The organism is Devosia sp. (assembly GCF_017307565.1).
Classification (GTDB): domain Bacteria; phylum Pseudomonadota; class Alphaproteobacteria; order Rhizobiales; family Devosiaceae; genus Devosia.
Genome location: NZ_JAFKHD010000313.1, coordinates 1 through 26,659, shown reverse-complemented (window position 1 = coordinate 26,659; position 26,659 = coordinate 1). Strand labels below are relative to the sequence as shown.

Below are 26,659 nucleotides of genomic sequence, written 5' to 3'. Positions count from 1 at the left end.
CCGGCCGTGCCAATGCTTCGCTCGCGGTGATGGCACTCGATCTCGATCGCTTCAAGGCAGTGAACGACCTTTTCGGTCACAATGCTGGCGACCAAGTACTGAAGACAGTCGCCGCGATCCTGCGCGAATGCACCAATGACGTGGACACTGTCGCCCGCATCGGCGGCGACGAATTTATCATCGTCCAAGTCGGACAAAGCCAGCCCACGGCGGTCGAGCAACTGGCGAAAAACATCCAGCGCGCCTTCAGGCGCGATTTCAATCCGCATACCAACCCCATGTCTGTCGGGGTGAGCATTGGCATTGCCCTTTATCCCGACGACGGCGAGAACGGAGATGCGCTGCGGCACTGCGCCGATATCGCGCTCTATCGGGCAAAGTCTTCTGGCAGGGGAACAACGGCCAGCTATTCAACGGAAATGGATCAGGAGCAGCGCGAGCGACGGCGGATGGAGGCCGAACTGCGCCAGGCGGTCCGCCGCAAGCAATTGCGCACTGCTTTCCAGCCGCTGGTAAAGGCGGAAACAGGTGCGATCGTTGGTTACGAGGCGCTGCTGCGCTGGACCCATCCAGAACTGGGAGAGGTCCCGCCCTCGGTCTTCATTCCCATCGCCGAGGAAAGCGGTGCGATCAACGCGATGGGCGAATGGGTTCTGCGCTCGGCCTGCCGCTCGGCGGCGCAATGGCCAGAAGACCTGTGCTTGGCCGTCAATGTTTCGGCCGTTCAGTTCCGCCGCCGCAATTTCGCCGAGCGGGTTTTCGCCGTGTTGCAGGAAACCGGACTTGCTGCTGATCGACTGGAATTGGAGATCACCGAGTCCGTGCTGCTGCAGGACGAAGCGCTTTCTCAGCACACGCTGCATGCGCTGAAGGCGCGTGGGGTGCGGATCGTCATCGACGATTTTGGCACGGGCTATTCTTCCCTCAGCAATCTGCGCACCTTCCCGTTCGACAAGATCAAGATCGACCGCAGTTTCATCGCCGCCATGAGCGAGGACAAGCACGCACGCGCTATTGTCCGCTCCATTGCGGACCTTGGTCGCAACATCAATGTTGCAGTGCTGGCCGAGGGTGTCGAAAGCAAGAAACAGCAGGACATGATTGCGGCTGACGGCTGCACCCATGCCCAGGGTTATTACTTTGGCCACCCCGGCGAAGTCGCCGGCCCGCAGGCAAAGAATGTCGTGTCGCTCGACGCCAAGCGGCGAGCCTAACGAAAGCTCGCCGCGACATTGCGGATGGCTTGCATCAAGGCCGTGGCGGCGAGCGTCGGAATCGTGTCGGCGCGCGTGGTAAAACCAACGGGGCCAGTGGTTTCGCTGGTATCGACGGGCAGCAAAGCAAGCTGATTTTCTTCGACATCCTTGGCGACCACGCCTTCGGAAATGATCCAGATGGCATCGGTCTGGCGGACATAGGAGCGGCCAAAAGCGTTGGAGACGGTTTCGACTTCGTCGCGGATGTTGGAAATGCCGTGGGCCAGCAGCATGCGGTCGACATGGTGGCGAATGACGGCGTCGGGCGTGGGCATCAGCACCTGATACGGCTCGATGAGGCCGAGGTTGAAATCGGGCACGCTGAGGAGGGGATGGTCGGGGCGCACGACCATGACGACGCGCTCGGAATAGAGATGCTCGAAGGCGAGGCCGATCATCACATCGGGCTCGGCCATGCGGCCGATGACGAGATCGACGTCGCCAGTGCGTAGCAGGGACAGCAGGTAATTGTTGGGGCCGGTGATGATGCGGGTATGGACGCCGGGATCGTCGGCGGTGAAGGCGCTTACCGCCGTGGGAAGAATGCGTGCGGAGACCGTGGGGAGCGCGCCGACTTTTACCGTGGTCGCCTCGCCGCCGGAGCGGGCGGCGTCGATGCCCTGGCGGAGAGCCGCTATGGAGGTGGAGGCGTAGCGATAAAAGGTTTCGCCGAAGGGCGTGAGAAAAAGCTTGCGACGGGAGCGATCGAACAGCGCGCTGCCCAGAAATTCTTCGAGCTCCTGGATAGTCTTGCTGGCGGCGGGCTGGGAAATGTTGAGGGCATCGGCGGCGTTGACGACGCTCCTGAGCCGCGCGACTTCGAGGAAGCAGGCGATGTGGCGCAGCTTTATGCGGGGGTCGATGATGCGTTGCGCCACGGGCGGCTCCTCCGGTTATGCGACTGGCTATTCCCGGCGCATTTTCTGCGCTTCTTCGGTCAACCGATAAGTCAGAGGTTATAACTCGTCCAGAGCTAATCATTTCACTTGGGGTTTTGGGCTGGCTACACCGAGACTGAGCGTCGTGTGTTCAAGTGATCTCGAACCATCCACGGTCGTCATTGCCGGGCTCGTCCCGGCAATCCATTTCGCCAAGGCATGGACCACCGGGACAAGCCCGGTGGTGACGATGGAAGGAAAGTTCGGGGCGAGTCAGTTTTCGACGCTCGAGAGGGAGGCCCCATGAACTTTGCCCGCATCAATGGCGTGCTGCTGCATTTTCGCGTTGTCGGCCCCGATGACGCGCCGGTGGTGGTGCTGGCCAATTCGCTCGGTACAGATGCGCGGATCTGGGACGGGGTGATTTCGCGGCTGGCACAAAGCTATCGCGTGGTTTCCTATGACAAGCGCGGACATGGGCTGAGCGACATTCCCGACAGCGACTATTCGCTGGATGACCATCTCGATGACCTTTTTGGATTGGTCGATCATCTCGGCATCGAGCGCTTTGCGCTGGGCGGGGTGTCGATTGGAGGATTGATCACGCAGGGTGCGGCACTGCGATCGCCCGAGCGATTGACGGCGCTGGTGATCTGCAATTCGGCGGCGAAGTCTGGCGACCATGCCTTTTGGACGGCGCGGATGAATGCTGTGCTGGAAAACGGCGTGGCGTCCATTGCCGATGGGATCATGGAACGCTGGTTCAGTACGCAGTTTCGCGCCGAGCGGACGGAGGAGCTGGCCGGGTGGCGCAACATGTTCTTGCGATGTGACGCCAAGGGCTATGCGGCGACCTGTGCGACGCTGCGCGATGCGGATTTGCGGGACAGGGTCAGCGCCATCACCCTGCCGACGCTGCTTATTGCCGGCGAGCAGGATCTTGCCATGCCGGTGGCGCAGGTTGAGGCCACGGCTGCCTCCATTGCTGGTTCGCGATTGGAAGTTTTCCCCGGCGTGGGACACATTCCATCCATCGAGGCGCCTGAGAAACTGGCTGATCTCATGCTCGAATTTTTCAAGGAGGCCGGTCATGGCTGACACGACGCTTTACGACCGGGGCATGGCGACGCGCCGCTCAGTTCTGGGCGATGCCCATGTGGACAATGCCGCGGCGAAAATGACCGAATTCGATGCCGATTTTCAGCAGTTTATCACTGAAGGTGCCTGGGGCACCGTTTGGTCGCGACCGGGGCTGACGAAGCGCGAACGCTCGATGATCACGCTCGCCCTCTTGGCCGCCTTGGGCCATGATGAGGAGGTGGCGATGCATGTGCGCGCTACTGCAAATACGGGCGCGAGCCCGGAAGATATCAAAGAAGCGCTGCTGCATGTGGCGGTTTATGCCGGCGTGCCGGCGGCCAATCGGGCGTTCAAGATTGCCCGGGAAGAACTGGCCAAGCGGGAGGAGACGGCGAAATGAGCGGCATTATTCTCCCCGGCGCCGATGGTGTTCTTTATCAGCGCGACCGCGCCTGGCATCCGGCGGCGGATACGCCGGGATATAAGAGCACGACCTTTCGCGCGCCCAAGCACAGTCTCTTAGCGCTAGGGCCGACCAAGTCGGAAATGACAGGGCCGACCTTTGGGCACGAAAGGCTTGGACCGCTCGACAATGATCTGATCCGTAATTTCAGCCAGGATGGCACGGAAGCCATCGGGCAGCGGATGATCGTTTATGGGCAAGTGCTCGACGAGAATGCGCGCGCCGTGCCCGGCACGCTGGTGGAATTCTGGCAGGCCAATGCCGGGGGGCGCTATCGGCACAAGAAGGAAGCCTATCTCGCGGCGCTCGACCCCAATTTTGCGGGGTTTGGGCGCGCGGTGACCGACGAGAACGGGTTTTATTCGTTCCGCACCGTGAAGCCGGGTGCTTATCCCTGGCCCAATGGCGGCAATGACTGGCGGCCGGCGCATATCCATTTTTCCGTTTTCGGCCATGCCTTTGCGCAGCGACTGATTACGCAGATGTATTTCGAGGGCGATCCGATGATCTGGCAGTGCCCGATCGTCGCGACGATCAACGACAAGGCGGCGATCGACCAGCTTACCGCGCGGCTTGACCGGCACAATACGACGCCAATGGATGCGCTGGCCTATCGCTTCGATATCGTGCTGCGCGGCCGGCGTTCCACCATGTTTGAAAACAAGCTGGAGGGGAACTGATGCTGCATCCCATCCCGACGCTGAAGGAAAGCCCGTCGCAGACGGCAGGCCCCTACGTGCATATCGGCATGACGCCGAATTTTTGCGACCTTCCGGGGGTCTATGCCGCCGATATGGGCTCGACCATGATCCATGGCGAGGTTGAGGGCGAGCGGATTACGCTGTCCATTCGACTGATCGATGGTGCGGGTGTGCCGCTTAGCGATGGGCTGGTGGAAATCTGGCAGGCCGATGCGAGCGGCAGTTTCGTTTCGCCGACGGCGCCCAATTCCAATTCCGTGCCGGCTTTTACCGGCTGGGGACGGCAGGCCTCGGACGCGAACGGCATCACCATTTTCGAGACCATCAAGCCGGGGCGTGTGGCGGGTCCGGATGGAAAGCCGATGGCGCCTCATGTGTCGCTGTGGATCGTGGCGCGGGGCATCAATATCGGGCTGCAGACGCGGCTCTACTTTGAGGACGAGGACAACGAAGGCGACTTCGTGCTCAACAAGATCATGGACAAGCGCCGGCGGCAGACGCTGATTGCGCGGAAGGACGGCGCGGGGCGCTATCACCTCGATATCCATCTCCAGGGGGAGAAGGAGACGGTGTTTTTTGATATTTAGGCTGACATGACCGCCCTCCTCTCTGCCCTGACGGGCGACCCGGAAATCGAAGACCTGCTGTCGGACGAGGCGCAGCTTGGGGCCATGCTGGCCTTTGAGCGGGCGCTGGCGGAGGCGAGTGCGGATTGCGGGTTTGTGTCTGCCGAGGCGGCAGGCGCTATCGCTGCGGCAACGGAGAACTTTGCGCCGGATTGGGCGGAGTTGGCTGCGGGTATGGCGCGCGATAGCGTCGTTGTGCCGGCGCTGGTGAAGCAGTTGAAACGCCATCTGGCGGAGGAGCACCGCCCTGCCCTGCATAAAGGCGCGACGAGCCAGGATGTCATTGATACGGCGCTGATGTTGCAGGTGGCAAAGGTGCTTGGCGTCTATGAGACGCGACTTTCCTCGCTTTTCGCGGCGCTGGAAGAGCTGGCGCATTTGCATGGCGACACGACGCTGATGGCTCATACGCGGATGCAGGTGGCGCTGCGGACGACTTGGGGCGCGAAGCTGGCAAGTTGGGGCGAGCCTTTGCAGCGGCATCTGCGTGCGCTCAGCGGAATGCGGCGCAGCCTGCTTGTCATTCAGCTTGGCGGGCCGGTTGGGGATCGCGGCAGTTTTGAGGGTTTTGGCGACGCGATTGCGGCCGGCATGGCGAAGCGGCTTGATCTGGGATTGGCGACGCCGTGGCAGGCGCAGCGCGATCCGATTGCGGCGCTCGGAAATCTCTTGGCGCTGATTGCCGGGACGCTCGGGAAGATGGGCGCCGACGTGGCGCTGTTGACGCAGAACGAGGTCGCGGCCATGACGCTGGAAGGCGGCGGGGGGTCTTCGGCCATGGCGCACAAGAGCAATCCGGTTAATGCGGAAGTGCTGGTGGCGCTGGCGCGGCAGGTGGCGGGACTTTCGGGAACGCTCAATCAGGCGCTGGTGCATGAGAACGAGCGTTCCGGCGCGGCGTGGACGCTCGAATGGCTGACGCTGCCGCAGATGCTGGTGTCGACCGGGGCGAGTTTGCGGCTGGCGCAGAGGCTGGTTGAGCAGATCCGGATCGCTTGAGGCGCCCTCCCACGGTGTCATTCCCGCGAAAGCGGGAATCCCTGTTGAAACGGAGATCCCCGCTTTCGCGGGGATGACACTGTGGAAGAAGCGACAATTCAGTTATAGATTTTGACCAATTCGGCCGCATTTCGCGCGGATTTGCCGATTTATCATAACCCTCAATCTATACATCATCCCTACCATTTCATTTCCGTCCGCTGGTTTCCGATGGCAAACATGCTCTTGGCCCCAGCCGAAAGGACAAGACAATGGACAAGACAGTGCCCGATCTCGCCGCTGCTGTAGCGGGGATTGAGGATGGCATGGTGCTGATGGTGGGTGGGTTTGGCGGCTCGGGCGCGCCCATTGAGCTTATTCATGCGCTGATTGATCGGTTCAAGGCGACGGGGAGCCCGAAAAATCTGACCGTGGTCAATAATAACGCGGGCAATGGGCGGATTGGCATTGCCGCGATGATCGATGCGGGGATGGTGAGCAAAATGGTGTGCTCGTTTCCGCGCTCGGCTGATCCGCGGGCTTTTACGGAAAAATATCTCGCGGGCGAAATTGCGTTGGAGCTGGTGCCGCAAGGCACGCTCGCCGAGCGCATTCGCGCGGGTGGCGCGGGCATTCCGGCTTTTTATACGCCGGCGAGTTTTGGGACGGATGTGGCCAAGGGCAAGCCGGTCGCCGAGTTCGATGGCAAGAGCTATGTGCAGGAGCGTTGGCTGAAGGCCGATGCGGCGCTGATCAAGGCGGAGCTGGCCGATACGATGGGGAACCTCACCTATCGCAAGGCGGCGCGGAATTTTTCGCCGCTGATGGCGGCGGCGGCGAAGCTGACGATCGTTCAGGCGACGAAAATTGTGGCGCCGGGGGAGATCGATCCCGAGCAAGTCGTCACACCCGGGATTTTTGTGAACCGCGTGGTGGAAGTGGCCGATGCCAAACAGGAAGAAGCCCTGATGCGCGATGGAGTGGCTTACGCATGAGCCAAAAACTTTCCAACGCGCAGATTGCCTGGCGCGCGGCGCAGGACATCGCTGACGGTGCCTATGTGAATCTTGGCATCGGCTTTCCCGAAATGGTCGCAAAGTTCCAGCCGCCGGGGCGGCAGGCCATTTTCCATACCGAGAACGGTGTGCTGAATTTTGGCGAGGCGCCCTCGGCGGGTGAGGAAGACTGGGACCTGATCAATGCGGGGAAGAAAGCGATTACGCTAAAGCCCGGCGCGGCGTTTTTCCATCATGCCGACAGCTTTGGCATGGTGCGTGGCGGGCACTTGGATGTGGCGATCCTTGGTACTTATGAGGTCGCGGAAAATGGTGATCTGGCCAATTGGTCGACCGGGCCGAAGGGTGTACCGGCCGTGGGCGGGGCGATGGATCTGGTGCATGGGGCCAAGCGCGTCGCCGTGATCACCGACCATGTGACCAAGGACGGAAAGCCAAAGCTGGTGAAGCGCTGCACGCTGCCGCTGACAGGCGTGGGATGCGTGACGCGGGTTTATTCGAGCCTCGCGGTCATCGATATCGAGCACGGTCGCTTTGTGCTGCGCGAAAAGTTGCCGTCGATGAGTGTCGAGGAATTGCAGGCGGTGACGGGGGCAGAACTGATGCTGCCCGATGTGATTGGCGACCTCGTAGCGCCGGAGGTTTCGTAAAAATGACCGAGGCTTTTATCTGCGCTTACAAGCGCACGCCCATCGGGCGGTTTGGTGGGTCGTTGTCCGCTGTGCGGCCGGATGATCTCGGCGCTGTTCCGCTCAAAGCGTTGATGGCGGAGCACGCCGGCGTCGATTGGGATGCGGTCGACGACGTCATCTTTGGCAATGCCAATCAGGCGGGCGAGGACAATCGCAATGTTGCGCGGATGAGCCTGCTGCTTGCCGGACTGCCGGTGGGCGTGACGGGGACGACGATCAACCGGCTTTGTGGCTCCGGCATGGATGCGGTGATTGCGGCGGCGCGGGCGATCAAGGCTGGGGAAGCTGAGCTTGTGATTGCCGGCGGCACCGAGAGCATGTCGCGGGCGCCGTTTGTGCTGCCTAAGGCGGAGACGGCGTTTTCGCGCAATGCGGAGATTTATGACACGACCATCGGCTGGCGTTTTGTCAATCCGGCGATGAAGGCGCTTTATGGCGTCGATTCCATGCCCGAGACCGGCGAGAACGTGGCGCAGGAATTTGGCGTGTCGCGCGAGGCGCAGGACGCCTTTGCGGTGCGCAGTCAGGACAAAGCCGTCGCAGCGCAACAGAGCGGACGGCTGGGCAAGGAGATCGTTGAGGTCTCCATCGCGCAGAAGAAGGGGGATCCGGTTGTCGTCGATGCGGATGAACATCCGCGCGCCGGGACGACTGTGGAGACGCTGGCAAAGCTGCGGACCCTTTTTCCCAATGGGACGGTTACGGCGGGCAATGCCTCGGGGGTGAATGATGGGGCCGCGGCACTGATCATTGCTTCGGAGGCGGCGGCAAAGCGCTATGGACTGACCCCGATTGCGCGCATTCTGGGTGGCGCCACTGCGGGCGTCGCGCCGCGGATCATGGGCATGGGGCCGGCGCCAGCGAGCAAGAAGCTCTTTGCGCGGCTAAAACTTTCGGCGGGCGATTTCGATGTGATCGAGCTCAACGAGGCTTTTGCGAGCCAGGGCATTGCCGTGTTGCGCGACCTTGGCCTTGCCGAGGACGATCCGCGGGTGAACCCCAATGGCGGAGCGATTGCGCTGGGGCATCCGCTGGGGATGAGCGGCGCGCGCATCACCGGAACGGCTGCGCTGGAGCTTGCTCTTACAGGCAAGAAAAGGGCGCTGGCGACCATGTGTATCGGGGTCGGCCAGGGTATTGCCGTGGGGCTTGAGCGGGTCTAGGCGCGCGGTCTCGATAGACTTGCTTTCATCACAGAAGCATTTGCGGTAAGGAATCGTAAACCTTTTGACGGCAGAAGCCGGCATAACGATCACAATATGCTTGCGCGGCGCCGGGACATTGTTCTGCCATCAAGGCGCCGCGATTTGGGCTTAGTGCCGCATTTGAAGCATCCGCAAAAGGACGAAGGCATGACGGCACGGGCCATACCTCTGGCGGGACTTTTGGCGCTGGCGGTCATCGTCTCGGGCTGCTCCTTTGCCGGGATCAAGCCGTTGCCGGGCAATAAATCGGCCTCTGCCGCCATTGCTGCCGCTGCTCCGGTCGAAGCTATGCCGACGCCGGCGGGCCATGTGCCCAAGGCCGTCAATGTGCCGCGCGCAGGTTCGGACCTGCTGCTCGGCTTTGCAGAAAGCGAACGCGGTTCGCTCGATGGGCTGATTTCGCATTATTCGACGCAATATAGCGTGCCGGAAAATCTGGTGCGCCGGGTGATCAACAAGGAAAGCGGCTACAATCCCGCTGCGCGCAACGGGCCCTACTATGGCCTGATGCAGATCAGCTACGCCACCGCGCGCGGCATGGGTTTTTCGGGCGAGGCTTCAGGCCTTCTCGATGCGGAAACCAATCTGCGCTTTGCCGTGCGATACCTTGCTGGTGCCTTCGTGACCGCGGGCGGCAATCATGACCGCGCCATGGAGCTCTATGCCAGCGGCTATTATTATGACGCCAAGCGTCAGGGCCTGCTTGAAAAGGCTGGGCTCCGCTAGGGCCCCCTTTCTCACGACTTCAACTCCTATTGTTATTGACGGGCTTATCCCGGCAATCCACCTCGACTTGGCATGGACCACCGGGACAAGCCCGGTGGTGACGACGGCTTATGGCTGAGCGTCACAATTGCGACGCTGTGGGGCGTGAGAACTGGCCGGCGGTCAGAGGTGCCGGGGGAGATTTTTGTGCGATTTTCTGTTTTGGCCGTCGCCCTGACGGGTGTTTTTGCCTTGGCTGCTCCGACGCAGGCGCGAGACATTTGTACGCTCATTGCCGATGCGGCGACCCGCACCGTGCTGCACCAGGAGGGTGACTGCGAAACACGGGTGACACCGGCCTCGACCTTCAAGGTGGCGCTGGCGGTGATGGCGTATGATGCGGGCATCATCACCTCGGCGCATGAACCGAAACTGCCGTTCAAGGAAGGCTATGCCGATTGGGGCGGGGAGAGCTGGCGCCGAGATACCGACCCGACAATATGGATGGCCAATTCCACGGTTTGGTATTCGCAGCGGCTGGCCGAGATGCTCGGCGCGGAAAAGCTGACGGCCTATGCGCAGAAGTTTGGCTACGGGAATGCCGACTTTTCCGGCGATCCCGGCAAGAATAATGGACTCGAACGATCGTGGATTTCGTCGTCGCTGAAAATTTCGCCACTGGAACAGGCGGGGTTTGTCGCGGCGCTGGTCGATGGAAAGCTGCCAATTTCGGCTGCGGTGATGACTGGGACGATGGACATCGTGCAGCAGGGCGGGAGCAGCGCTGGCTGGGTGCTGCAGGGCAAGACCGGCTCGGCCTATCCGCGGCAGGCGGATGGCAATCTGGATCGGGCGCGTGGTTGGGGCTGGTATGTCGGTTGGGCCGAAAAGGGGGATCGGCGACTGGTTTTCGTGCGGTTGGCGCAGGATGAGCAGCGGCACCAGGTGAGTGGCGGGTTGAGGGCGCGGGATAAGCTGGTGGCGGATTGGGCTGGGTTGGTTGCGGGGCTGGGGCTTTAGTCTTTTGCGCTGAGCGTGAGGCTCCACCCCCTCCCGACCTCCCCCATCAAGGGGGGGGGAGGGGGTGACAGCCGGGGCAAACTACTTGCGCGTGCTGTCGAGGCCGTAGATCTTTTCGATGTCATCGAGCATCAGGTGGGCGGAGTAGATGCCACCGCCGGTGTTCCAGATGATTTCGCTGACGCGCTGGGCCTTGCCGGCCTTTACCGCTTCGAGATTGTTCCAGAGCGGATCGGCCAGCCAGTCGGCGAGATTGGCTTCGGGCTCGGCGCCATTGAGGTCGTTCGAGAAGTAGAAGATGCGATCGCCGGCCATGTCGGGGATGCGTTCCTTGGTCACTTCCTCGGCAAACTCGTTCTTGTCCTGGGCGGCCGGGCGCTTGAAGCCGATCTGGTCGAGGATCAGGCCGCTAAAAGTTTCCTTGTAGTAGATGCGGGTGCGGTTGGGCGAGAACCGGACCATGGAGATCTCTTCGTTGACCTGGTCGCCGAGCGCATCGTGGATGGCCTTGGTGCGCGCGTTGAACGCGGCGAGCGCGGTTTCCGCTTCCGCATCCTTGCCGAGGACGCTGGCGTAGAAGGTCATGTTGTCCTGCCATTCGCCGCCGATGGTTTCGCTCATCACCGTGGGGGCAATGGCCGAAAGCTGCTCGTAGATCTTTTCCTGGCGCACTTTCGTACCGATGATCAGATCGGGTTCGAGGGTCGCCAGCACTTCGAGATCGACGGCGAGTTCGGTGCCAAGATCGGTCGTGCCCTTGAGGAGATCGGTGAGGTGGGCGTGCCAGGGATTGCCGTCCCAGCTCTGGGCCGCGCCGACGGGCCGCACGCCAAGGGCGAGCAGGGCTTCGGTGCCTTCATTGGTCAGGATGACGACCCGCTGCGGAGCGTCGGGCACTTCGGTTGTCCCCATGGCGTGGGTGACTTCGCGGGCGAAGGCCGGGGCGACGAGCGCGCTGGCGGCGACGATGGCGACAAGAGCCGCAGAGGTGGAGCGGAGAGAGAACATGACGCTTTTCCGTTTTTTGGAACCAGAGGTCAGTTGGAAGGGCAGGCAAAACCGCCCCATCCACCGGCTGACATCCCGGCGAAGGCCGGGGTGACAGCCGAGTTGGAAGAAATCAGCGCGTGCTGGTGATGCCGTAGATCTTTTCGATGTCGTCGAGCATCAGGTTGGCCGCGATATAGCCGCCGGCGGTGTTCCAGGTGGCGTCGGAGACGGCGTGGACCTTGCCAGCCTTGACCACGGCGAGATTGTTCCAGAGCGGATCGGCCAGCCAGTCCTTGGCCTGGCCATCGCCTTCGCCATTGCCGGTTTCGTAGGTGAAGTAGAACAGGCGGTCGCCCTCGAATTCGGGGATGCGCTCCTTGGTGATCTCCTGCATGAAATCGTCCTTGTCCTGATTGGCCGGACGCTGGAAGCCGAGTTCGGAGAGGGCGAGACCGGAGAAGCTGTCTTTCAGCATGATGCGGGTCTGGCCCGACATGAAGCGCGCGATGGAGATCTTTTCATCGAGCGAGGCGCCGAGCGCATCGTGGAGAGCCGCGATGCGCCCGTCATACTTGGCGAGCGCGGCCTTGCCTTCGTCGCCCTTGCCGGCGGCATCGGTATAGAGCGCCATGTTGATCTTCCAGTCGCCGCGCAGGCGTTCGGAGACGACGGTCGGGGCGATGGCGGAAAGCTGCTCGTAGATCTTTTCGTGGCGCATCTTGTTGCCCAGGATCAGGTCGGGCTCGAGCGAGAGCAGAACTTCGAGGTTCACGGCCGACTCTTCGCCGACGACGACAACATCGGTCATGTCGGCGGCGATGTGATCCCACCAGGGATTGCCGGCGAAGGATTTGACCGCGCCGACCGGCTTGATGCCGACGGCGAGGAGGGCTTCGGTGCCTTCATTGGTCAGCACGACGATGCGCTGCGGGTGGTCCGGCACGTCCGTCACGCCCATGGCGTGGGTGATTTCACGGGCAAAGGCCGGGGCGCTGAGCAGGGCAGCGCTGGCGAGGGCAGCAACAAGGGTGCGGAACAAGGGAGGAGCTCCTTTTAGAAAATTAGCGGGTTGAGGCGAGGCCGTAGGTGGCCTCGATGTCATCGAGAACGATATTGGCTGCGAAGATGCCGCCGGCGGCGATCCAGGTGGCGTCATCAACGCGGGTCGCCCGGCCCGCCTTGACCGCATCGAGACCAAGCCAGAGCGGATCGGCGGTCCAGTCGGCGAGATTGGCTTCGGCTTCCGCGTCCGAGGGATCGGGCGAGAAATAGAAGATGCGGGTGGCGGCGAGTTCGGGGATGCGTTCCTTGGTCAGGTCTTCGGCAAAGCCATCCTTGTCCTGCGGCGTGGGACGCTGGAAACCGATGGCGGCGAAGATGGCGCCGGGGAACGACGCTTTCAAATACATGCGGGTGCGCGCGGGCGACACGCGCACGAGGGAGGCGGTGTCTTTAACCGACGTGCCGAGGGCCTGGCGGATGGCGGTGATGCGATTGTCAAACGCCGAAAGCGCGGCCTCGCCTTCGGCCGACTTGCCGACGGCATCGGCGTAGACCGCGAGATTTTCCTTCCAGGGGGCGCCGAGGGTCTCGGTCATCACGGTTGGAGCGATGGCGGAAAGCTGCTCGTAGACCTTTTCCTGGCGCACCTTGCTGCCGAGGATCAGGTCGGGTTCGAGGCTGGCGATCAGCTCGAGATTGGGCTCACCCTCGGTGCCGAGCAAGGCAGCCCCCTGCATCTGCGGCATCAGGTAGTCGTACCAGGGATTGCCCTTCCAGCTTTCGACGGCGCCGACCGGGACGACACCGACGGCGAGCAGCGCCTCATTGCCTTCGTTGGTCAGAACCACGACGCGCTGCGGGGCATCCGGCACCTCGGTCGTGCCCATGGCATGGGTGATTTCGCGGGCAGTAGCAGTCCCCATCAGCCCGGCCAGGGCGAGCGGCGCGAGCAGCACGTAAAGAGACTTCACAACGACCCTCTCTTTTCTTGACATCAAACGTCAGAAATTGGATGGGTGCAAACAGTCAGAATTTAATTTGACTGTCAATATCAACTATACGAGGCAGGCGTGGCATCCACATTGGTTATGTCGGAGGCACAGGGGTGGCGGTTTGGGCGGCCGCAGATCTATGCCGGGCTCGTTGTCCTGCTTGCCCTTTCCATGCTGATGAGCCTGACGCTGGGTTATAAAATCTACTCCCTCGACCAGGTCTGGATGGCGCTTTTTGCCCATGACGGGTCGGAAACGGCCGTAGTGATTGCCGGGCTGCGGCTGCCGCGCGCGCTGATTGCGCCGCTTGCCGGGGCCGCGTTGGGCATGGCCGGGGTGATGGTGCAGACGCTGTCGCGCAACCGCATCGCCTCGCCCGATACGCTGGGGCTCAATGCGGGCGCATCACTGGCCGTGGTGGTGGCGAGCATCCTTCTTGGTGTGCAGTCGCTGGCCGGGCTGTCGCTGGCGGCAGCGTTTGGCGCCTTTGTCACCGCCATCGTCGTCTTTGGCGTGGCAGCGAGCGCGGGCGGGTTGTCGCCGCTCAAGATCGTGCTGGTGGGCGTGACCTTTGCCAGCCTCTCCCATGCCTTTGTAGAAGTGCTTCTCACCAGCAACGAAGCGCAGTTGCAACAATTGCTGTTCTGGCTTTCCGGCGCCTTTGTCGATCGGCCGATTGCGCTCTTTTACAATGGGCTGCCGGTGGTGGTCGTCGGGACCGTAATCGGGCTCAGCCTGTCGCGCGCGCTCGATGCGCTGCAGGCCGATGATTCAACTGCCGCGGGGCTCGGCGTGCCGCTGGCGGCGGTGCGCGGGCTCGCCTTTGTCGCCGTGGCCCTGCTCACGGGCGCGGCGGTGTCGATGGCCGGGCCGGTGGCCTTTGTCGGTCTCGTCGTACCGCATGCGGCGCGACGGCTGGTGGGACTGCGACATATCCATCAATTGCCGGCGGCGGCCCTGTTTGGGGCGGTCTATACGACGCTCGCCGATGTGGCGGCGCGCTTTGTCATTTATCCGGTCGAAGCACCGGTGGGTGCGATCACCGCCGTGGTCGGGGCCATCGTCCTGCTCGTCCTCCTGATGCGGAGGGCTGCATGAGCACGCTCGCTATTGCTGCGCCCGCCGGGCGCCGACTTGGTATTTCGGCCATTGTCCTGATCATCCTGGCGCTGTTCGTGCTGCTGGTCTTAGCCGGGATCGCCTTCGGCTCGACCTGGTTGCCGCTCGAAAAGGTGGCGCGGGTGATCCTCGGCGGCGGGGAAAAGACGGAAAAGCTGGTCGTCTGGCAATTGCGCATGCCGCGCGTGGCGGCGGCCGGCATTGCCGGGGCGGCAATCGCCTTTTCCGGCTATCTGCTGCAGCGCATCACCCGCAATGAACTGGCTTCGCCCGGTGTGCTGGGGGTCGTCGATGGCGCAGCGCTCGGGGTCGTACTGTTCCTCGCGATCTTTTCCAACGAGTCCAATGCCCTGACCGTGCCGGTCGCCTGGCAACCGCTGGCCGCGGCCATTGGCGCGCTAACAGCGATTTCGCTGGTTTTCATTCTTTCGGGGCGGCAATCGTCCTCGGCCATTCGGCTGCTGCTGTTCGGCATTGCCATTGCGGCCGTCGCCAAGGCGCTGACGACCGTGTTCATGCTGGTGGGTCCGATCTATCAGGCAGCACAGGCGGCCCGCTGGCTTGCCGGCGCGGTCAACGCCATTTCCTGGAGCGAAATCCAGATCATGGCGCTTTGCCTCGTGCCGACGGTGATCGTTGCCGCCTGGCTCGCCAAGGACCTGCCGCCGGCCGATCTCGACGATGTTTCCTCCCGCAGCATCGGGCTCAACCTGCCGGTTTACCGCATCGCCGTGTTTTTCGTGGCGGCGGTGCTGACCTCGATTGCCGTGGCCTTCGTGGGCGGCGTCGGTTTTCTCGGGCTGATTGCGCCGCATCTGGCGCGGCTGCTCGTCGGGCGCGCACGCTTTGCCGGGATCGTCGCCTCTTGCCTACTCGGGGCGATGATGCTGATCGGCGCGGATCTGTTGGTGCGCGTCGCCTTTACCCCGCTCGAAGTGCCCGCGGGCACGGTGACCGCCATTGTCGGGGCGCCCTATTTCCTCTTCCTTCTCATGCGCAAGGACAAGACCAATGGCTGACGTTCCGAGCCGCATCGAGGTCCGCGACCTCACGCTGATGTATGGTCATGAGACGGTGCTCGATGCACTGAGCCTGCCCATTCCGCGCGGCAAGGTGACGGTTCTGGCCGGGCCCAATGGCTGCGGCAAGAGCACCCTGCTCCGCGCCATACGGCGGCTGCACACGGGCCAGAAGGGGCAGATCTTTCTCGACGCGGTCGATATTGCTTCGCTCGGCGCCAAGGAGCTGGCCCGGCAGATCGGACTTCTGGCGCAGAACCCATCGGCTCCGCCTGATATGACGGTGGAAGAGCTGGTGCGACTGGGGCGCTATCCGCACCAGGCCATGCTGCAGCCCTGGAGCGAAAAGGACGGGGTTGCCGTCAATCGCGCCATGGCTGGAACGGGTGTGACCGGGCTCAAGACGCGGCGCATCGGCTCGCTTTCGGGCGGGCAATTGCAGCGCGCCTGGATTGCCATGGTGCTGGCGCAGGAAACCGATGTCATTTGCCTTGATGAGCCGGTGAACCATCTCGACATGGCGCACCAGCTCGATTGCCTCGATCTCGTGTCGCAGCTCAACCGGGAAGACGGGCGTACCATCGTGCTGGTGCTGCACGATCTTAATCTCGCCGCGCGCTATGCCGACCAGCTCGTCTTCGTGCATGAAGGACGCGTGCGGGCGCTGGGACAACCCGAAGAGCTGATGAAGCCTGAACTGCTGGCCGAGGTGTTCGAGGTCGACGCGGCGATCATGACCGATCCGGTGCATGGACGGCCGATCTGCATTCCGCGCGGGCGGGCCCGCGCGGCAGTTCAAGAACGAGCCTAGGCGCTTGCGGCCAATTGTGGGGCGTCGCAGCCCATCAGCGCGCTGATTTCGTACCAGCGCTCCTGAAACGCAGCAACGCAGGCCGGGTCGAAATGGGTGCCCGAGCAACGAACGATTTCGGCACAAGCCTCTTCGAGCGACCAGGCACGCTTGTAGGGACGTTCGGAGCAAAGCGCATCGAACACGTCGGCCAGCGCAACAATGCGGGCCTCGATGGGGATGTCCTTGCCTGACAGTCGATCAGGATAGCCGGTGCCGTCCCACTTTTCATGATGGCTCTGGGCGATCAGTTCCGCGGTACGGATGAGATCGCTATCGGCTTCGGCAAGAATGCGAGCACCGATCGTGACGTGTTCGCGCATGATCGCCATTTCTTCCGGTGTCAGTTTTCCCGGCTTGGACAGAATGGCGTCTGCAATGGCGATCTTACCGATATCGTGCAGCGGGGCCGCGAGATAGATCATGCGGCAACGCTCGGGCGAGAAGCCCAGCCCCTGGCCGATGATCTGGCTGATCTGGGCAACACGAGAGACGTGCTCGCCGGTGTCGCCGTCGCGGTATTCGATAGCGCGAGCCAAACGCCAGATGATCTCTTCCTCACGAGCCAGAAGATGCATCGTGGCCTTTTCCACCTCCCGGGCCAGCCGATTGGCGTGGTCGGCCAGTTCGAGCTGCGCATTGCGCAGGGCCAGGAGATTGGTGACGCGGGCCTTGAGCTCGACCGGATCGAAGGGCTTTGTCAGGAAATCATTTGCGCCGACGCCGATGGCCTCGATGCGAATAGCCTTGTCGACGTCCGAAGTGACCATGACGATCGGCACGGTGCGATAATTCTCGCGGGCGCGCAGAGCCTCGATGAAGGCCATACCATCCATTTCCGGCATGATATGGTCGACAAGCAGCAGATCGTATTGACGCTCCTCACATAGCTTGAGCGCCTCAATCGGGTTCAGGCATAAATCTATGCCATCACCCACTATTTCTCGAATGATCGAGCCCAGCAGCGCAAGGCTCGACCTGCTGTCGTCTACGATCAGCACATACACAATATCGCCCCCCGGCATAATTGCAGGGGCGATACTATTGGTCAGCCCTTATGCGAAACTTAATGTACTACATGCATTTAGCTGGACTCTTCCCGATGGTTTATTGCCCCTTTACCGGGGCAATAAATTTGTTGCCGGCGATGGATGCGGGCTTCATTTCAATCGAGAAACCGGGCAGTTCCGGTGGCATGTAGGCGGCGTTCTTGATCACACAGGGATCGATGAAATGCTCGTGCAGGTGATCGACATATTCGATCACGCGGCCGTCCTTGCTGCCCGAGACGACGAGATAGTCGATCATCGAGAGATGCTGCACATATTCGCAGAGTCCAACGCCGCCGGCATGGGGCCACACCGCCTTTTTGTATTTGGCGGCCATCAGCAGGACTGACAGAACTTCGTTGAGGCCGCCGATGCGGCAGGCGTCGATCTGGACGACGTCAATGGCATCGCGGGTGATGAACTGCTTGAAGATGATGCGGTTCTGGCACATTTCGCCGGTCGCCACCTTTACCGGTGCGATGGCGTCGCGAATCTTGCGATGGCCTTCGATGTCGTCGGGGCTGGTCGGCTCTTCGATGAAATAGGGATTGAAGCGCTTGAGTTCATTGACCCAGGCGATGGCCTGGTCGACTTCCCAGACCTGGTTGGCGTCGATCATCAGGTAGCGATCCGGCCCCATGATGGAGCGGACGATTTCGAGGCGGCGAATATCGTCGGCGAGGTCGCGGCCGACCTTCATCTTGATGTGGGTAAAGCCTTCTTGGACCGCTTCGGTCGCAAGGCGGGTCAGCTTTTCGTTGGAATAGCCGAGCCAGCCGGCCGAGGTCGTGTAGCAGGAATAGCCTTCGGCGCGCAGTTTTGCGATGCGCTCGGCCTTGCCCGGTTCAGCCGCCTTGAAGATAGCGAGCGCTTCTTCGGGCGTGATGGCGTCGGTGAGGTAGCGGAAATCGATGATTGAAACGAGCTGTTCGGGGCTCATTTCGGCGACATAGAGCCAGACCGGTTTGCCCGCGCGCTTGGCGAGAAGATCCCAAACGGCGTTGACGACGGCGCCGGTTGCTAGGTGCATGGCGCCCTTGTCGGGGCCGATCCAGCGCAGCTGGCTGTCGCCGGTGATGTGGCGCCAGAAGCGGCCGGGATTTTCCTCGACCCAGTCGAGATCGAGACCCGTAACACGATCGGTCAGCGCGGCGATGGCGGCGCAGACCACTTCATTGCCACGGCCGATGGTGAAGGTGAGCCCGTGGCCTTCGAGATCGCCATCGGTGCCGAGAACGACATAGGCGGCCGAGTAGTCGGGATCCGGATTCATCGCGTCGGACCCGTCGAGCGAGGCCGAAGTGGGGAAGCGCAGATCGTGGGTGGTCAGGGTGGTGATCTTGGTCATGGTGTTGCTCCCTCAGGCCGTCCAGCCGCCGTCGATGATATGGACCTGGCCGGTCGTGTAGGTGGCGCCGGCGAGGTATACGGCGAGGTCGGCGACTTCATCGGGACGCGCGATGCGGCCGATGGGTTGGCGGGCAATGAAGGCCTTCTTCGCGCCCTCGAAATCGCCGGTGGCGTGCCAGCGGTCATGAAGGCTCGGGGATTCTACCGTGCCGGGGCAGATGGCGTTCACGCGGATATTGCTGGTCGTGTAGTCCGAGGCGATGGATTTTGTCAGGCCGATCACGGCCGCCTTGGAAATGGTGTAGGCGGCACGGTTGGGCACGCCTTTGATCGAGGAGGCGACCGTTGCCATGTTGATGATGGCGCCGTCCTTGCGCTCGAGCATCTGGGGCAGGATGGCCTTGATGGTGCGGACCTGGGCCCGGACGTTGAGATCGAGTGCGAAATCGAGGTCCTTGTCGCTCATTTCGAGCAGGGTGCCGTTATGGACCACGCCGGCGCAATTGAAGAGCACGTCGATGCGGCCGATCTCGGCGACCGCCTTGGTGACGGCCTCATCGGAAAGAACGTCGAGCAGACGCGTCGTGATCCCCGGCGTGCCGTCGAGTTCGCGCAGCTTGGCTTCGTTGATGTCGGTTGCGATCACCTTGGCGCCGGCCCTGGCAAAGGCAAGGGCGGAAGCCTGACCGATGCCCTGGGCAGCGGCGGTGATGAAGACGATCTTTCCGTTGAGGTCGGCCATAGTTTTATCCCGAGAGGAAGAAAGCCGGGCGACGGAAGGCCGCCCGGCCGGTGAAAGTCTTAGTCGTAGAGAACGGCCGCGATCTTGGGGTCGTTGATGTTGGTGGCGTCGTAGTAATAGAAGCCGGTGTCGATGACCTTGGGCAGGGTTTCGCCCTTGAGCGCATCGATGGCGGCCTTGACGGTTTCATAACCGATGCCGACTGGGTTCTGGGTGATGGCGCCGTTCATCACGCCCGAGGTGATCATGCCCTTCTGAGCCGCACCCGAGTCGAAACCGATGACGACGATGTTGGAACCCAGTTCCTGCTTGCCATTGGCAACGCCGATGGCCGAGCCTTCGTTGGTGCCGAAAATGCCCTTGAGATCCGGATTGGCGAGCAGGATCGACTTGGTGATTTCGGTCGAAGCGAGCTGGTCGCCATCGCCGTACTGAACCGTGACCAGTTCGATCTTGGGATAGGCTTCCTTGATGCGGTTGACGAAGCCGTCAACGCGGTCGATGCCGGTGCGGCTGGTCTGCGAGTGTGCAACGACCGCAACCTTGCCTTCGCCACCGATCAGTTCCGCCATCTTGTCGGCCGCCAGAGCGGAGGCAGCAACGTTGTCGGTGGTTGCCGTGGTCAGCGGGATGTCGCTATCGACGCCAGAGTCGAAGGCGATGATCGGGATGCCGGCATCCTTGGCCTGCTGCAGCAGCGGAATGGCTGCCTGGCTATCGAGAGCGGCAAAGCCGATGGCACTGGGCTTGCGCGACAGGGCGGCGGCCAGCATATCCATCTGGCGGTCGACCTGGGTTTCGCTTTCCGGGCCTTCAAAGGTGACTTTGACGCCGAATTCGGCAGCAGCCTTGTCAGCACCGGCCTTCACTGCCTGCCAGAACTGGTGCTGGAAGCCCTTAGAGATCAGGGCGATATCGTAGTTGTCCTGAGCGAATGCCGGGCCGTTGGATGCGGCAAGCATTGCAAGAGCGCTGAAGGCGCCGAGCAGGGTGCGACGGTTGAGCATGGTTTTCCTCCCACATGCTGCGTTGAAAGTATCAGGCATTGCTAAGGCCTTGTTGTTGGTGCCCCGCGGGGCACAGGCAGAACCGGCGCCTAAAGTGTGCGGCGCCGCAGTATGTCGGCATAGACAGCCAGGATGATGATGCAGCCGGTCACCACCGTCTGCCATTCCTGGGCCACCGAAAGGATGCGCAGGCCATTGGCCAGCACGGAAATGATGAGGGCGCCGATCAGCGTGCCGAGCACGGTGCCGCGACCGCCCGAAAGCGAGGTACCGCCGATGACCACGGCCGCGATGGCGTCGAGCTCATAGCCCTGGCCGAGAGCTGGCTGGGCCGAATTGAGACGGCTGGCGATGAGCACGCCGGCGACGCCGACAATGCCGCCGGCTAGTGCATAGACGCCGATCTTCCAGCGATCGACATTGACGCCGGAGAGACGGACAGCCTCTTCATTGGAGCCGAGGGCAAAGGTGTAGCGGCCGAGCGCAGTCTTGCTCAGGACGAAAGACGCAATCAGCGCTACGGCGAAGAGAACCAGGACGCCATTTGGCACCGGCACCGCGGGAATGATCTGGCCGACGACGGAGCCCAGGGCAATCTGATTGAAGCCCGGCGTGTCGTTGAAATAGATCGGGCGGGTGCCCGAGATCACCAGCGACAGACCCTTGAGGATCAGCATCATGCCGAGGGTGGCAATGAAGGGCGGCACCTTCAATTTGGCCACGACAGTGCCGGAGATGAGACCGCTGGCCGCACCGGCAAGGATCGCCCCGATGACGCCCAGCGGCAGCGGCAGGCCGAGATAGGTGAGGATGACGCCGGCAAGGACGGCGCAGAAGGTCATGAGCGTGCCGAGAGAAAGGTCGATACCGCCGGTGATGATGACCAGCGTTGCCGCGATGGCGAGGACGCCATTGACCGAGGTCGCCTGCAGGATGGCCAGGATATTCTGGGTCTGCATGAAATTGGGCGAAGCCAACGAGAAGGCGACGACCAGGGCGATGAGACCCGAAAAGGCAAGCAGCCGGTGGAAGGCGCCGGAAATACGGGGGCCTGATTTTGCTGCGGGGGCTGCGGTGTCGGTCATTTTGTTCTGCCCTTCAAACTGATTGTCGCGACTCTTGCGCCGACCTCTCCCCCAAGGGAGAGGTGAAGAAAGGCCAGCCGTTCAACTTGCATGACGAACCTCCGCCACGCTGCTCTGGCGCTGGGTTGCCAGACGCATGATTTCTTCCTGGCTCGCGCCGCCGGGCAACATGCCGGTGAGGCGCCCCTCGCACATCACGGCGATACGGTGGGAAAGGCGCAGCACTTCGGGCAGTTCGGAGGAGATCACGATGATCGCCTTGCCTTCGGCCGCCAGCGCATTGAGCAATTTGTAGATTTCGGACTTGGCGCCGACATCGATGCCGCGCGTGGGTTCGTCGAAAATGAGAATGTCGCAATCGCGCAGCAGCCATTTGGCAATGACCACCTTCTGCTGATTGCCGCCCGAGAGAAGGCGCGCCTCCTGGGTGTCGCTGGGGGTCTTGATGGCGAGCTGCTTGATGTAGCCGACGGCTTCCTTCTCCATCTTGGCTTCATCGAGCACGCCACCGACGCCGGTGAACCGATCAAGGCTCGCGAGCGCGATATTGTTGCGAACGTCGAGCCCGGTCGCGAGACCAAAGTGCTTGCGGTCTTCCGAGAGATAGCCAATGCCGGCTTCAACCGCGTCCTTGGGCGAGGCGATGCCGACGCGCTTGCCATGGACCCAGATTTCGCCGCTCTCGCGCCGGTCGGCGCCAAAGATGGCGCGGGCGACTTCGGTGCGGCCGGCGCCCATGAGGCCGGCAAAGCCGAGTATTTCGCCCTTTTTCACCGAGAAACTGACATCGCGGATTTCACGGCCCCGATTGAGGTTTTTGACCTCGAGGGCAACCGGGGCATCGGCGGTGTTGGGGATGACGAGGGCTTCGTTGGTGAGCGTGCGGCCCACCATCATGGAGATGATGGTTTCGATCGGCGTATCGGCGGCAGGAACCGTGCCGACATATTCGCCATCGCGCATGACGGTGACGCGGTCGGAGATGCGTTTGATCTCGTCCATCTTGTGCGAGATGTAGACGACGCCCACGCCCTCGGCCTTGAGACGGTTGATGATGGTGAAAAGCTCGGCGATCTCAGCGTCGTTCAGTGCCGCAGTCGGCTCATCCATAATGAGGACGCGCGAGCGATAGGACAGCGCCTTGGCGATTTCGACCATCTGCTGCTTGGCGATGGTCAGGGTTTCGACCTTTACTGTCGGCTCAAGCTTGAGGTTCATCGAGGCGAAGATGGCGGCCGTGTCGCGGTTGAGCTGGCCTTCGTCTAAAATGCCGAAGCGGCGCGGTTCGCGGCCGATGAAAATGTTCTGCGCCGCGGTCAGGTCGCGCATCAGCGCCAGTTCCTGATGGATGATGCCGACGCCCAGGTCCTGCGCCTGACGCGGCGAGGTGATCTCCACTGGCTGACCATCGAGCAGCACTGTGCCGGCATCGCGAGTGTAAACGCCGGAAAGAATCTTCATCAGCGTCGACTTGCCAGCGCCGTTTTCGCCCATGAGGGCGTGGACTTCGCCGGGCAGCAGCTGGAACTGCGCCTTGGCAAGAGCACGAACGCCGGGGAAGGACTTGTCGATATCGGTCATTTCGACCAGCGCCGGCGCACCCGCGACGGATGCCGACCCAGAATGCCCAGCCATGAAAAGTCCTCCCGATACGCGTGGCAAATCCGTTCGTGCGGAGCTGCCCTGGCGATGCGAGGGGAGTGAATGGCAAAACGATCAGGCTGTCAAGTGGTCAGACCAGTAGACAGAAACGCCATGGGGCGCTATGGATTTTTCTGAGAAGGGGAGACGCTCAGCGCACCCTGAGGACGAGAATGAAGCTTCAGGCCGTATCCAATCGCAAACTCTATATTCAGATCGCCGACCAGATCCGGGACCAGATCCAGGCCGGGGCGGTCGAGCCGGGCCGGCAATTGCCGTCGGAACGCGATCTGGCGGTGAGCCTGGGGGTTTCGCGGCCCACGGTGCGCGAGGCGCTGATTGCGCTTGAAGTGGCGGGCTTTGTGGAAGTGCGGGTCGGCGTCGGCGCCTTTGTGCGCGACCAGAGCAAGCGCAGCGCCCTGCCCGATGAAGGCCACTCGCCCATCGAAATCATGCAGGTGCGCCGGCTTCTTGAGCCGGAAGCCGCCGCGCTCGCGAGCCAGAACATTTCGCCCGAGGGCATGGCGCGGCTGGCCGAAACCATTCGCCGCATGCAAGCCGAGACCGGCAAGAATCTCTGGTCTTCCGAGAGCGACCGGACGCTGCATGTGACCATTGCCGAGGGCTCGGGCAATTCGGTGCTGCGCGAAATGCTGGACCAATTGTGGAATTCACGCTCGGAAGAGGTAGATACCAAGTTCCACGAGCACCTGGCGGCCATCTCGGAGGTGCGGGAGCACATTCTGGAAGATCACGGCAAGATCGTCGGGGCGATTGTCGCCGGCAATGCCGATGCCGCGCGCAAGGCCATGGCGGCGCATCTCGACTTCGTTACGGCAGCGATGCTGAAGGCCTGGGATTAGTTTCCAACCCAAGCCGCTCGATGATGGAAGATGAAGGCGGCCCTGGGGCCTAGAATTTCACCAGGATCTTCGTGAAATCGCCCGGCCGTGCGTGCCAATCGGCGAGGGCTTCGGCGGCCTCATCCAAGCTTGCGGTGCGCGTAACGATCAAATCGCCCGCATCGGGGCGCTTGCGCAACTCGTCGATGACATCGTCAAAGTCCGAGCGCAGCGCGTTGCGGGAGCCGCGGATGTCGAGTTCCTTGGTGATGAAATATTTCGTCTCATAGGCGATGGGGGCTTTGGCGTAGCCGATGTAGACCACGCGGCCGGCTGTGGCGACGAGGTCCACCGCCTGGAGGAAGGTAGCTTCGGCGCCGACGGCCTCAACGACGACATCGGGGCCCTCCCCCGTCAGTTCCGCGACGCGGGACTTCACATCGGTCGAGGCATTGATGGTCTCGTGGGCGCCGAGTTTTTTGGCGACGTCCAGTTTGGCGTCGCTGAGATCGATGGCGATGACCTTGGCGCCCTGGCGCAGGGCGCCAAGAATGACGCCGAGGCCGATCATGCCGCAGCCGAGGACGACGACGGTTTCGCCCGATTTTAGTTCAGCGCGGCGGACGGCGTGGAAGCCGACGGCGCAGGGCTCGACCAAGGCCAGGTCGCGCTGGGAAAGGCCCGTGACCAGAATGACTTTTTCGGCGGGCACGACGACGCGGCCGATCATGGCGCCTTCGCGCTGCACGCCCATGGTCTCGTTGAACTGGCATGCATTTACCCGGCCTCGGAGGCACGACGGGCACCTCCCGCAGCTGGTGTAGGGAGAGATCGTCACCATCGTGCCCGCCGCCAGGTCGCCTCCAGCTTCCACTACCTCGGCTGCCACCTCGTGCCCCGGTATGCGTGGAAAGGTCACCATCGCATTCCGTCCACGAAATGTATTGAGGTCGGTCCCGCACATTCCCACCATCTTCACTCGCAGCAGAGCCTCGCCCGGCTCTGCTGCGATATCCGGGACCTCCTGAACCGCCGCGGCTCCCGGCCCTTCCATGCGAAATGCCCTCATCGACAACTCTCCTCAAATTTTTCAAATAGAAAAGTAATATTTCACCAATTACTCTAACCCATACACGGCAGTCGCCGTGGTGCCAAAGACGGCGGCCTGCTCGTCAGAACTGAATCCGGCGAAGTATTGGCGTAACACCTCAAACCACCGCCCGTATCCGCTCGCCACCAGGCACACCGGCCAATCCGATCCGGCCATCAGGCGTCCGGCTCCAAACGCCTCCACCGCTACGTCGAGATATGGCCGCAGCGACTCCGGCGTCCACGCGCTCCAGTCTGCCTCCGTCACCATTCCCGATACCTTGCAGCACACGTTCTCTCGTTGGCCCAACTCGCGCATCCGCGCCGCCCACGGCTCCAGCGCTGCTTCGCGGATCAGCGGCTTGGCCATGTGGTCCAACACAAAGGGCTGGTCTGGATGCTCGTCCACAAAATCAATCGCCTGCGGCAGATGCCGCTCATAGATCAGGATCTCGTAGACCAGACCGCTGCCGAGCATGGTGCGAATCCCCGAGTTGAAGTCTTCGCGCAGAATATAGTTTTCGTCCTTCTCCGCCTGAATCACATGCCGAAGCCCCTTCAGCTTCGGCCGGTGCTCGAACTCCTCCATCACCCCGGGAAAATCCTCCCCGGCAATCGGAGCCCAACCCACTACACCGCGAATGGCCTCGCACTCATCGGCCATCTGCAGCAGCCAGCGCGTCTCATCCATCGTCTGACGGGCCTGCACCGCAATAGTGCCGTCGATTCTCGCAGCAGTTAGCTCGCGCATCAGATCCTGCGGCAAAAAGTCCCTCCGCAGTGTCGCCATCTCGTCATCGATCCAACCATATTCTTCCGGCGAATATCGCCAGAGATGGTGGTGCGCATCAATCCTCTCAGCCACTCTTGTCTTCTCCTCTATAAATTTGTTTAACGATAACTGTACCGTAATAAATATCAGTCCAGTTTATCCCGCCGGTCTCCACCCGCCATGGAGAGAAGCCGGATCAACGACGAACCGCCCAGGCCATGCCATCGGGTCCGGCGCCGACCTGGATGTGACCGGTCACGGTTAACGACTTGAGGTCGATGACCGCGACATAGTTGTCCGGGGCGCAGGCGACAAACGCCCGCGTGCCGTCCGGCTGCACCAGAACGCCGCCGGAGCCATGCCCGATGGGGATACGCTTGATCACCTTGCGTGTGCTCGCATCCAGAACAGCCAGGATCGGTCCGCTTGATACCAGAACATGCTTGCCGTCTGGAGTGAACTTGAGCCGGTTGGCTCCAGGAAGGTTGGC

26 protein-coding genes and 2 pseudogenes are annotated in these 26,659 nt (G+C 62.1%); 15 read left to right on the top strand and 13 right to left on the bottom strand.

The genetic code is table 11. From position 1 onward, the window contains the following. Positions 1-1,214, top strand: a 1,214-nt coding sequence (locus J0I64_RS10040) for a bifunctional diguanylate cyclase/phosphodiesterase (RefSeq protein ID WP_291407706.1), incomplete at its 5' end; no start/stop codon positions are given. Here the strand turns inward: J0I64_RS10040 and pcaQ are convergent. Beyond that, positions 1,211-2,122: a pca operon transcription factor PcaQ gene (gene pcaQ, locus J0I64_RS10035; protein ID WP_291407710.1), complete on the bottom strand. Its 912-nt coding sequence runs from the start codon at positions 2,120-2,122 to the stop codon at positions 1,211-1,213. The genes J0I64_RS10040 and pcaQ overlap by 4 nt on opposite strands. Before the next feature lie 315 nt (positions 2,123-2,437). On the opposite strand from pcaQ, the gene pcaD reads away from it, so the two are divergent. From pcaD to blaOXA, 10 genes and pseudogenes are all read left to right on the top strand, one after another. Then, on the top strand, positions 2,438-3,232 hold the full coding sequence (gene pcaD, locus J0I64_RS10030; protein WP_291407704.1) for a 3-oxoadipate enol-lactonase: 795 nt from the start codon (positions 2,438-2,440) through the stop codon (positions 3,230-3,232). Next, positions 3,225-3,614, top strand: coding sequence for a 4-carboxymuconolactone decarboxylase (pcaC, locus tag J0I64_RS10025; protein ID WP_291407701.1), 390 nt, complete (start codon positions 3,225-3,227; stop codon positions 3,612-3,614). Before pcaD ends, pcaC begins: the two co-directional genes overlap by 8 nt. Further along, a complete protein-coding gene (pcaH, locus tag J0I64_RS10020) occupies positions 3,611-4,357 on the top strand; it encodes a protocatechuate 3,4-dioxygenase subunit beta (protein ID WP_291407700.1) in 747 nt (248 codons plus the stop codon). The genes pcaC and pcaH overlap by 4 nt, the downstream gene beginning before the upstream one ends. Beyond that, complete coding sequence (gene pcaG / locus J0I64_RS10015) at positions 4,357-4,965, top strand: protocatechuate 3,4-dioxygenase subunit alpha (protein ID WP_291407698.1); 609 nt, start codon at positions 4,357-4,359, stop codon at positions 4,963-4,965. The genes pcaH and pcaG overlap by 1 nt, the downstream gene beginning before the upstream one ends. 6 nt (positions 4,966-4,971) lie before the next feature. Continuing rightward, positions 4,972-6,003, top strand: a complete 1,032-nt coding sequence (locus tag J0I64_RS10010; protein ID WP_291407696.1) for a 3-carboxy-cis,cis-muconate cycloisomerase — start codon at positions 4,972-4,974, stop codon at positions 6,001-6,003. Positions 6,004-6,254: 251 nt separating this feature from the next. Further along, the gene (locus J0I64_RS10005; protein ID WP_291407694.1) at positions 6,255-6,977 is read left to right on the top strand and encodes a 3-oxoacid CoA-transferase subunit A; all 723 of its coding nucleotides are present in this window, start codon (positions 6,255-6,257) and stop codon (positions 6,975-6,977) included. After that, the gene (locus J0I64_RS10000) at positions 6,974-7,648 is read left to right on the top strand and encodes a 3-oxoacid CoA-transferase subunit B (RefSeq protein ID WP_291407692.1); all 675 of its coding nucleotides are present in this window, start codon (positions 6,974-6,976) and stop codon (positions 7,646-7,648) included. The genes J0I64_RS10005 and J0I64_RS10000 overlap by 4 nt, the downstream gene beginning before the upstream one ends. Before the next feature lie 2 nt (positions 7,649-7,650). Beyond that, positions 7,651-8,853: a 3-oxoadipyl-CoA thiolase gene (gene pcaF, locus J0I64_RS09995; protein ID WP_291407690.1), complete on the top strand. Its 1,203-nt coding sequence runs from the start codon at positions 7,651-7,653 to the stop codon at positions 8,851-8,853. 426 nt (positions 8,854-9,279) lie between these two features. Beyond that, a pseudogene (locus J0I64_RS09990) lies at positions 9,280-9,621 on the top strand (lytic transglycosylase domain-containing protein); the annotation flags it as partial. 186 nt (positions 9,622-9,807) lie between these two features. Continuing rightward, positions 9,808-10,620 (top strand): class D beta-lactamase, encoded by an 813-nt coding sequence (gene blaOXA / locus J0I64_RS09985; protein ID WP_291407687.1) that lies wholly within the window; start codon positions 9,808-9,810, stop codon positions 10,618-10,620. 81 nt (positions 10,621-10,701) lie between these two features. On the opposite strand, the gene J0I64_RS09980 is transcribed toward blaOXA, so the two are convergent. The 3 genes from J0I64_RS09980 to J0I64_RS09970 form a co-directional block, all read right to left on the bottom strand. Beyond that, on the bottom strand, positions 10,702-11,628 hold the full coding sequence (locus J0I64_RS09980; RefSeq protein ID WP_291407685.1) for an iron-siderophore ABC transporter substrate-binding protein: 927 nt from the start codon (positions 11,626-11,628) through the stop codon (positions 10,702-10,704). Between the two features lie 112 nt (positions 11,629-11,740). Beyond that, positions 11,741-12,649: an iron-siderophore ABC transporter substrate-binding protein gene (locus J0I64_RS09975; protein ID WP_291407684.1), complete on the bottom strand. Its 909-nt coding sequence runs from the start codon at positions 12,647-12,649 to the stop codon at positions 11,741-11,743. 22 nt (positions 12,650-12,671) lie between these two features. Further along, positions 12,672-13,583 (bottom strand): iron-siderophore ABC transporter substrate-binding protein, encoded by a 912-nt coding sequence (locus tag J0I64_RS09970; protein ID WP_291407682.1) that lies wholly within the window; start codon positions 13,581-13,583, stop codon positions 12,672-12,674. Between the two features lie 99 nt (positions 13,584-13,682). Here J0I64_RS09970 and J0I64_RS09965 point away from each other — a divergent pair, with 99 nt between their 5' ends. Genes J0I64_RS09965 through J0I64_RS09955 form a run of 3 tightly spaced genes read left to right on the top strand, consistent with a single transcriptional unit; the run spans position 13,683 to position 16,553 of the window. Beyond that, positions 13,683-14,702: an iron ABC transporter permease gene (locus tag J0I64_RS09965; protein WP_291407680.1), complete on the top strand. Its 1,020-nt coding sequence runs from the start codon at positions 13,683-13,685 to the stop codon at positions 14,700-14,702. Then, entirely contained in the window at positions 14,699-15,742 is a 1,044-nt protein-coding gene (locus J0I64_RS09960) for an iron ABC transporter permease (RefSeq protein ID WP_291407677.1), read from the top strand. The genes J0I64_RS09965 and J0I64_RS09960 overlap by 4 nt, the downstream gene beginning before the upstream one ends. Beyond that, positions 15,735-16,553: an ABC transporter ATP-binding protein gene (locus J0I64_RS09955; protein ID WP_291407675.1), complete on the top strand. Its 819-nt coding sequence runs from the start codon at positions 15,735-15,737 to the stop codon at positions 16,551-16,553. Before J0I64_RS09960 ends, J0I64_RS09955 begins: the two co-directional genes overlap by 8 nt. Here J0I64_RS09955 and J0I64_RS09950 read toward each other — a convergent pair. From J0I64_RS09950 to J0I64_RS09925, 6 genes are all read right to left on the bottom strand, one after another. Beyond that, positions 16,550-17,593 carry an HD domain-containing phosphohydrolase gene (locus J0I64_RS09950; protein ID WP_291407673.1) on the bottom strand — a complete coding sequence of 348 codons (1,044 nt, stop codon included), beginning with the start codon at positions 17,591-17,593 and terminating at the stop codon, positions 16,550-16,552. The two genes, J0I64_RS09955 and J0I64_RS09950, sit on opposite strands and share 4 nt — an antisense overlap. 106 nt (positions 17,594-17,699) lie before the next feature. Beyond that, positions 17,700-18,989: an L-fuconate dehydratase gene (locus J0I64_RS09945; protein ID WP_291407671.1), complete on the bottom strand. Its 1,290-nt coding sequence runs from the start codon at positions 18,987-18,989 to the stop codon at positions 17,700-17,702. Between the two features lie 12 nt (positions 18,990-19,001). Next, positions 19,002-19,733, bottom strand: a complete 732-nt coding sequence (locus J0I64_RS09940; protein ID WP_291407669.1) for an SDR family oxidoreductase — start codon at positions 19,731-19,733, stop codon at positions 19,002-19,004. A 59-nt stretch (positions 19,734-19,792) separates the two neighbouring features. Beyond that, the gene (locus J0I64_RS09935) at positions 19,793-20,740 is read right to left on the bottom strand and encodes an ABC transporter substrate-binding protein (RefSeq protein WP_291407667.1); all 948 of its coding nucleotides are present in this window, start codon (positions 20,738-20,740) and stop codon (positions 19,793-19,795) included. Between the two features lie 89 nt (positions 20,741-20,829). Next, a complete protein-coding gene (locus J0I64_RS09930; RefSeq protein WP_291407665.1) occupies positions 20,830-21,825 on the bottom strand; it encodes an ABC transporter permease in 996 nt (331 codons plus the stop codon). Between the two features lie 81 nt (positions 21,826-21,906). Then, positions 21,907-23,460, bottom strand: a complete 1,554-nt coding sequence (locus tag J0I64_RS09925; protein ID WP_291407663.1) for a sugar ABC transporter ATP-binding protein — start codon at positions 23,458-23,460, stop codon at positions 21,907-21,909. Between the two features lie 179 nt (positions 23,461-23,639). On the opposite strand from J0I64_RS09925, the gene J0I64_RS09920 reads away from it, so the two are divergent. After that, the gene (locus J0I64_RS09920) at positions 23,640-24,329 is read left to right on the top strand and encodes a FadR/GntR family transcriptional regulator (RefSeq protein ID WP_291407660.1); all 690 of its coding nucleotides are present in this window, start codon (positions 23,640-23,642) and stop codon (positions 24,327-24,329) included. Between the two features lie 49 nt (positions 24,330-24,378). Here J0I64_RS09920 and J0I64_RS09915 read toward each other — a convergent pair whose 3' ends face one another. From J0I64_RS09915 to J0I64_RS09905, 3 genes and pseudogenes are all read right to left on the bottom strand, one after another. Next, positions 24,379-25,362: a zinc-binding alcohol dehydrogenase family protein gene (locus tag J0I64_RS09915; RefSeq protein WP_291407708.1), complete on the bottom strand. Its 984-nt coding sequence runs from the start codon at positions 25,360-25,362 to the stop codon at positions 24,379-24,381. Positions 25,363-25,425: 63 nt separating this feature from the next. Continuing rightward, positions 25,426-26,262, bottom strand: coding sequence for an amidohydrolase family protein (locus J0I64_RS09910; protein WP_291407658.1), 837 nt, complete (start codon positions 26,260-26,262; stop codon positions 25,426-25,428). Between the two features lie 103 nt (positions 26,263-26,365). Continuing rightward, positions 26,366-26,659 (bottom strand): annotated as a pseudogene (locus J0I64_RS09905) (hypothetical protein); the annotation flags it as partial.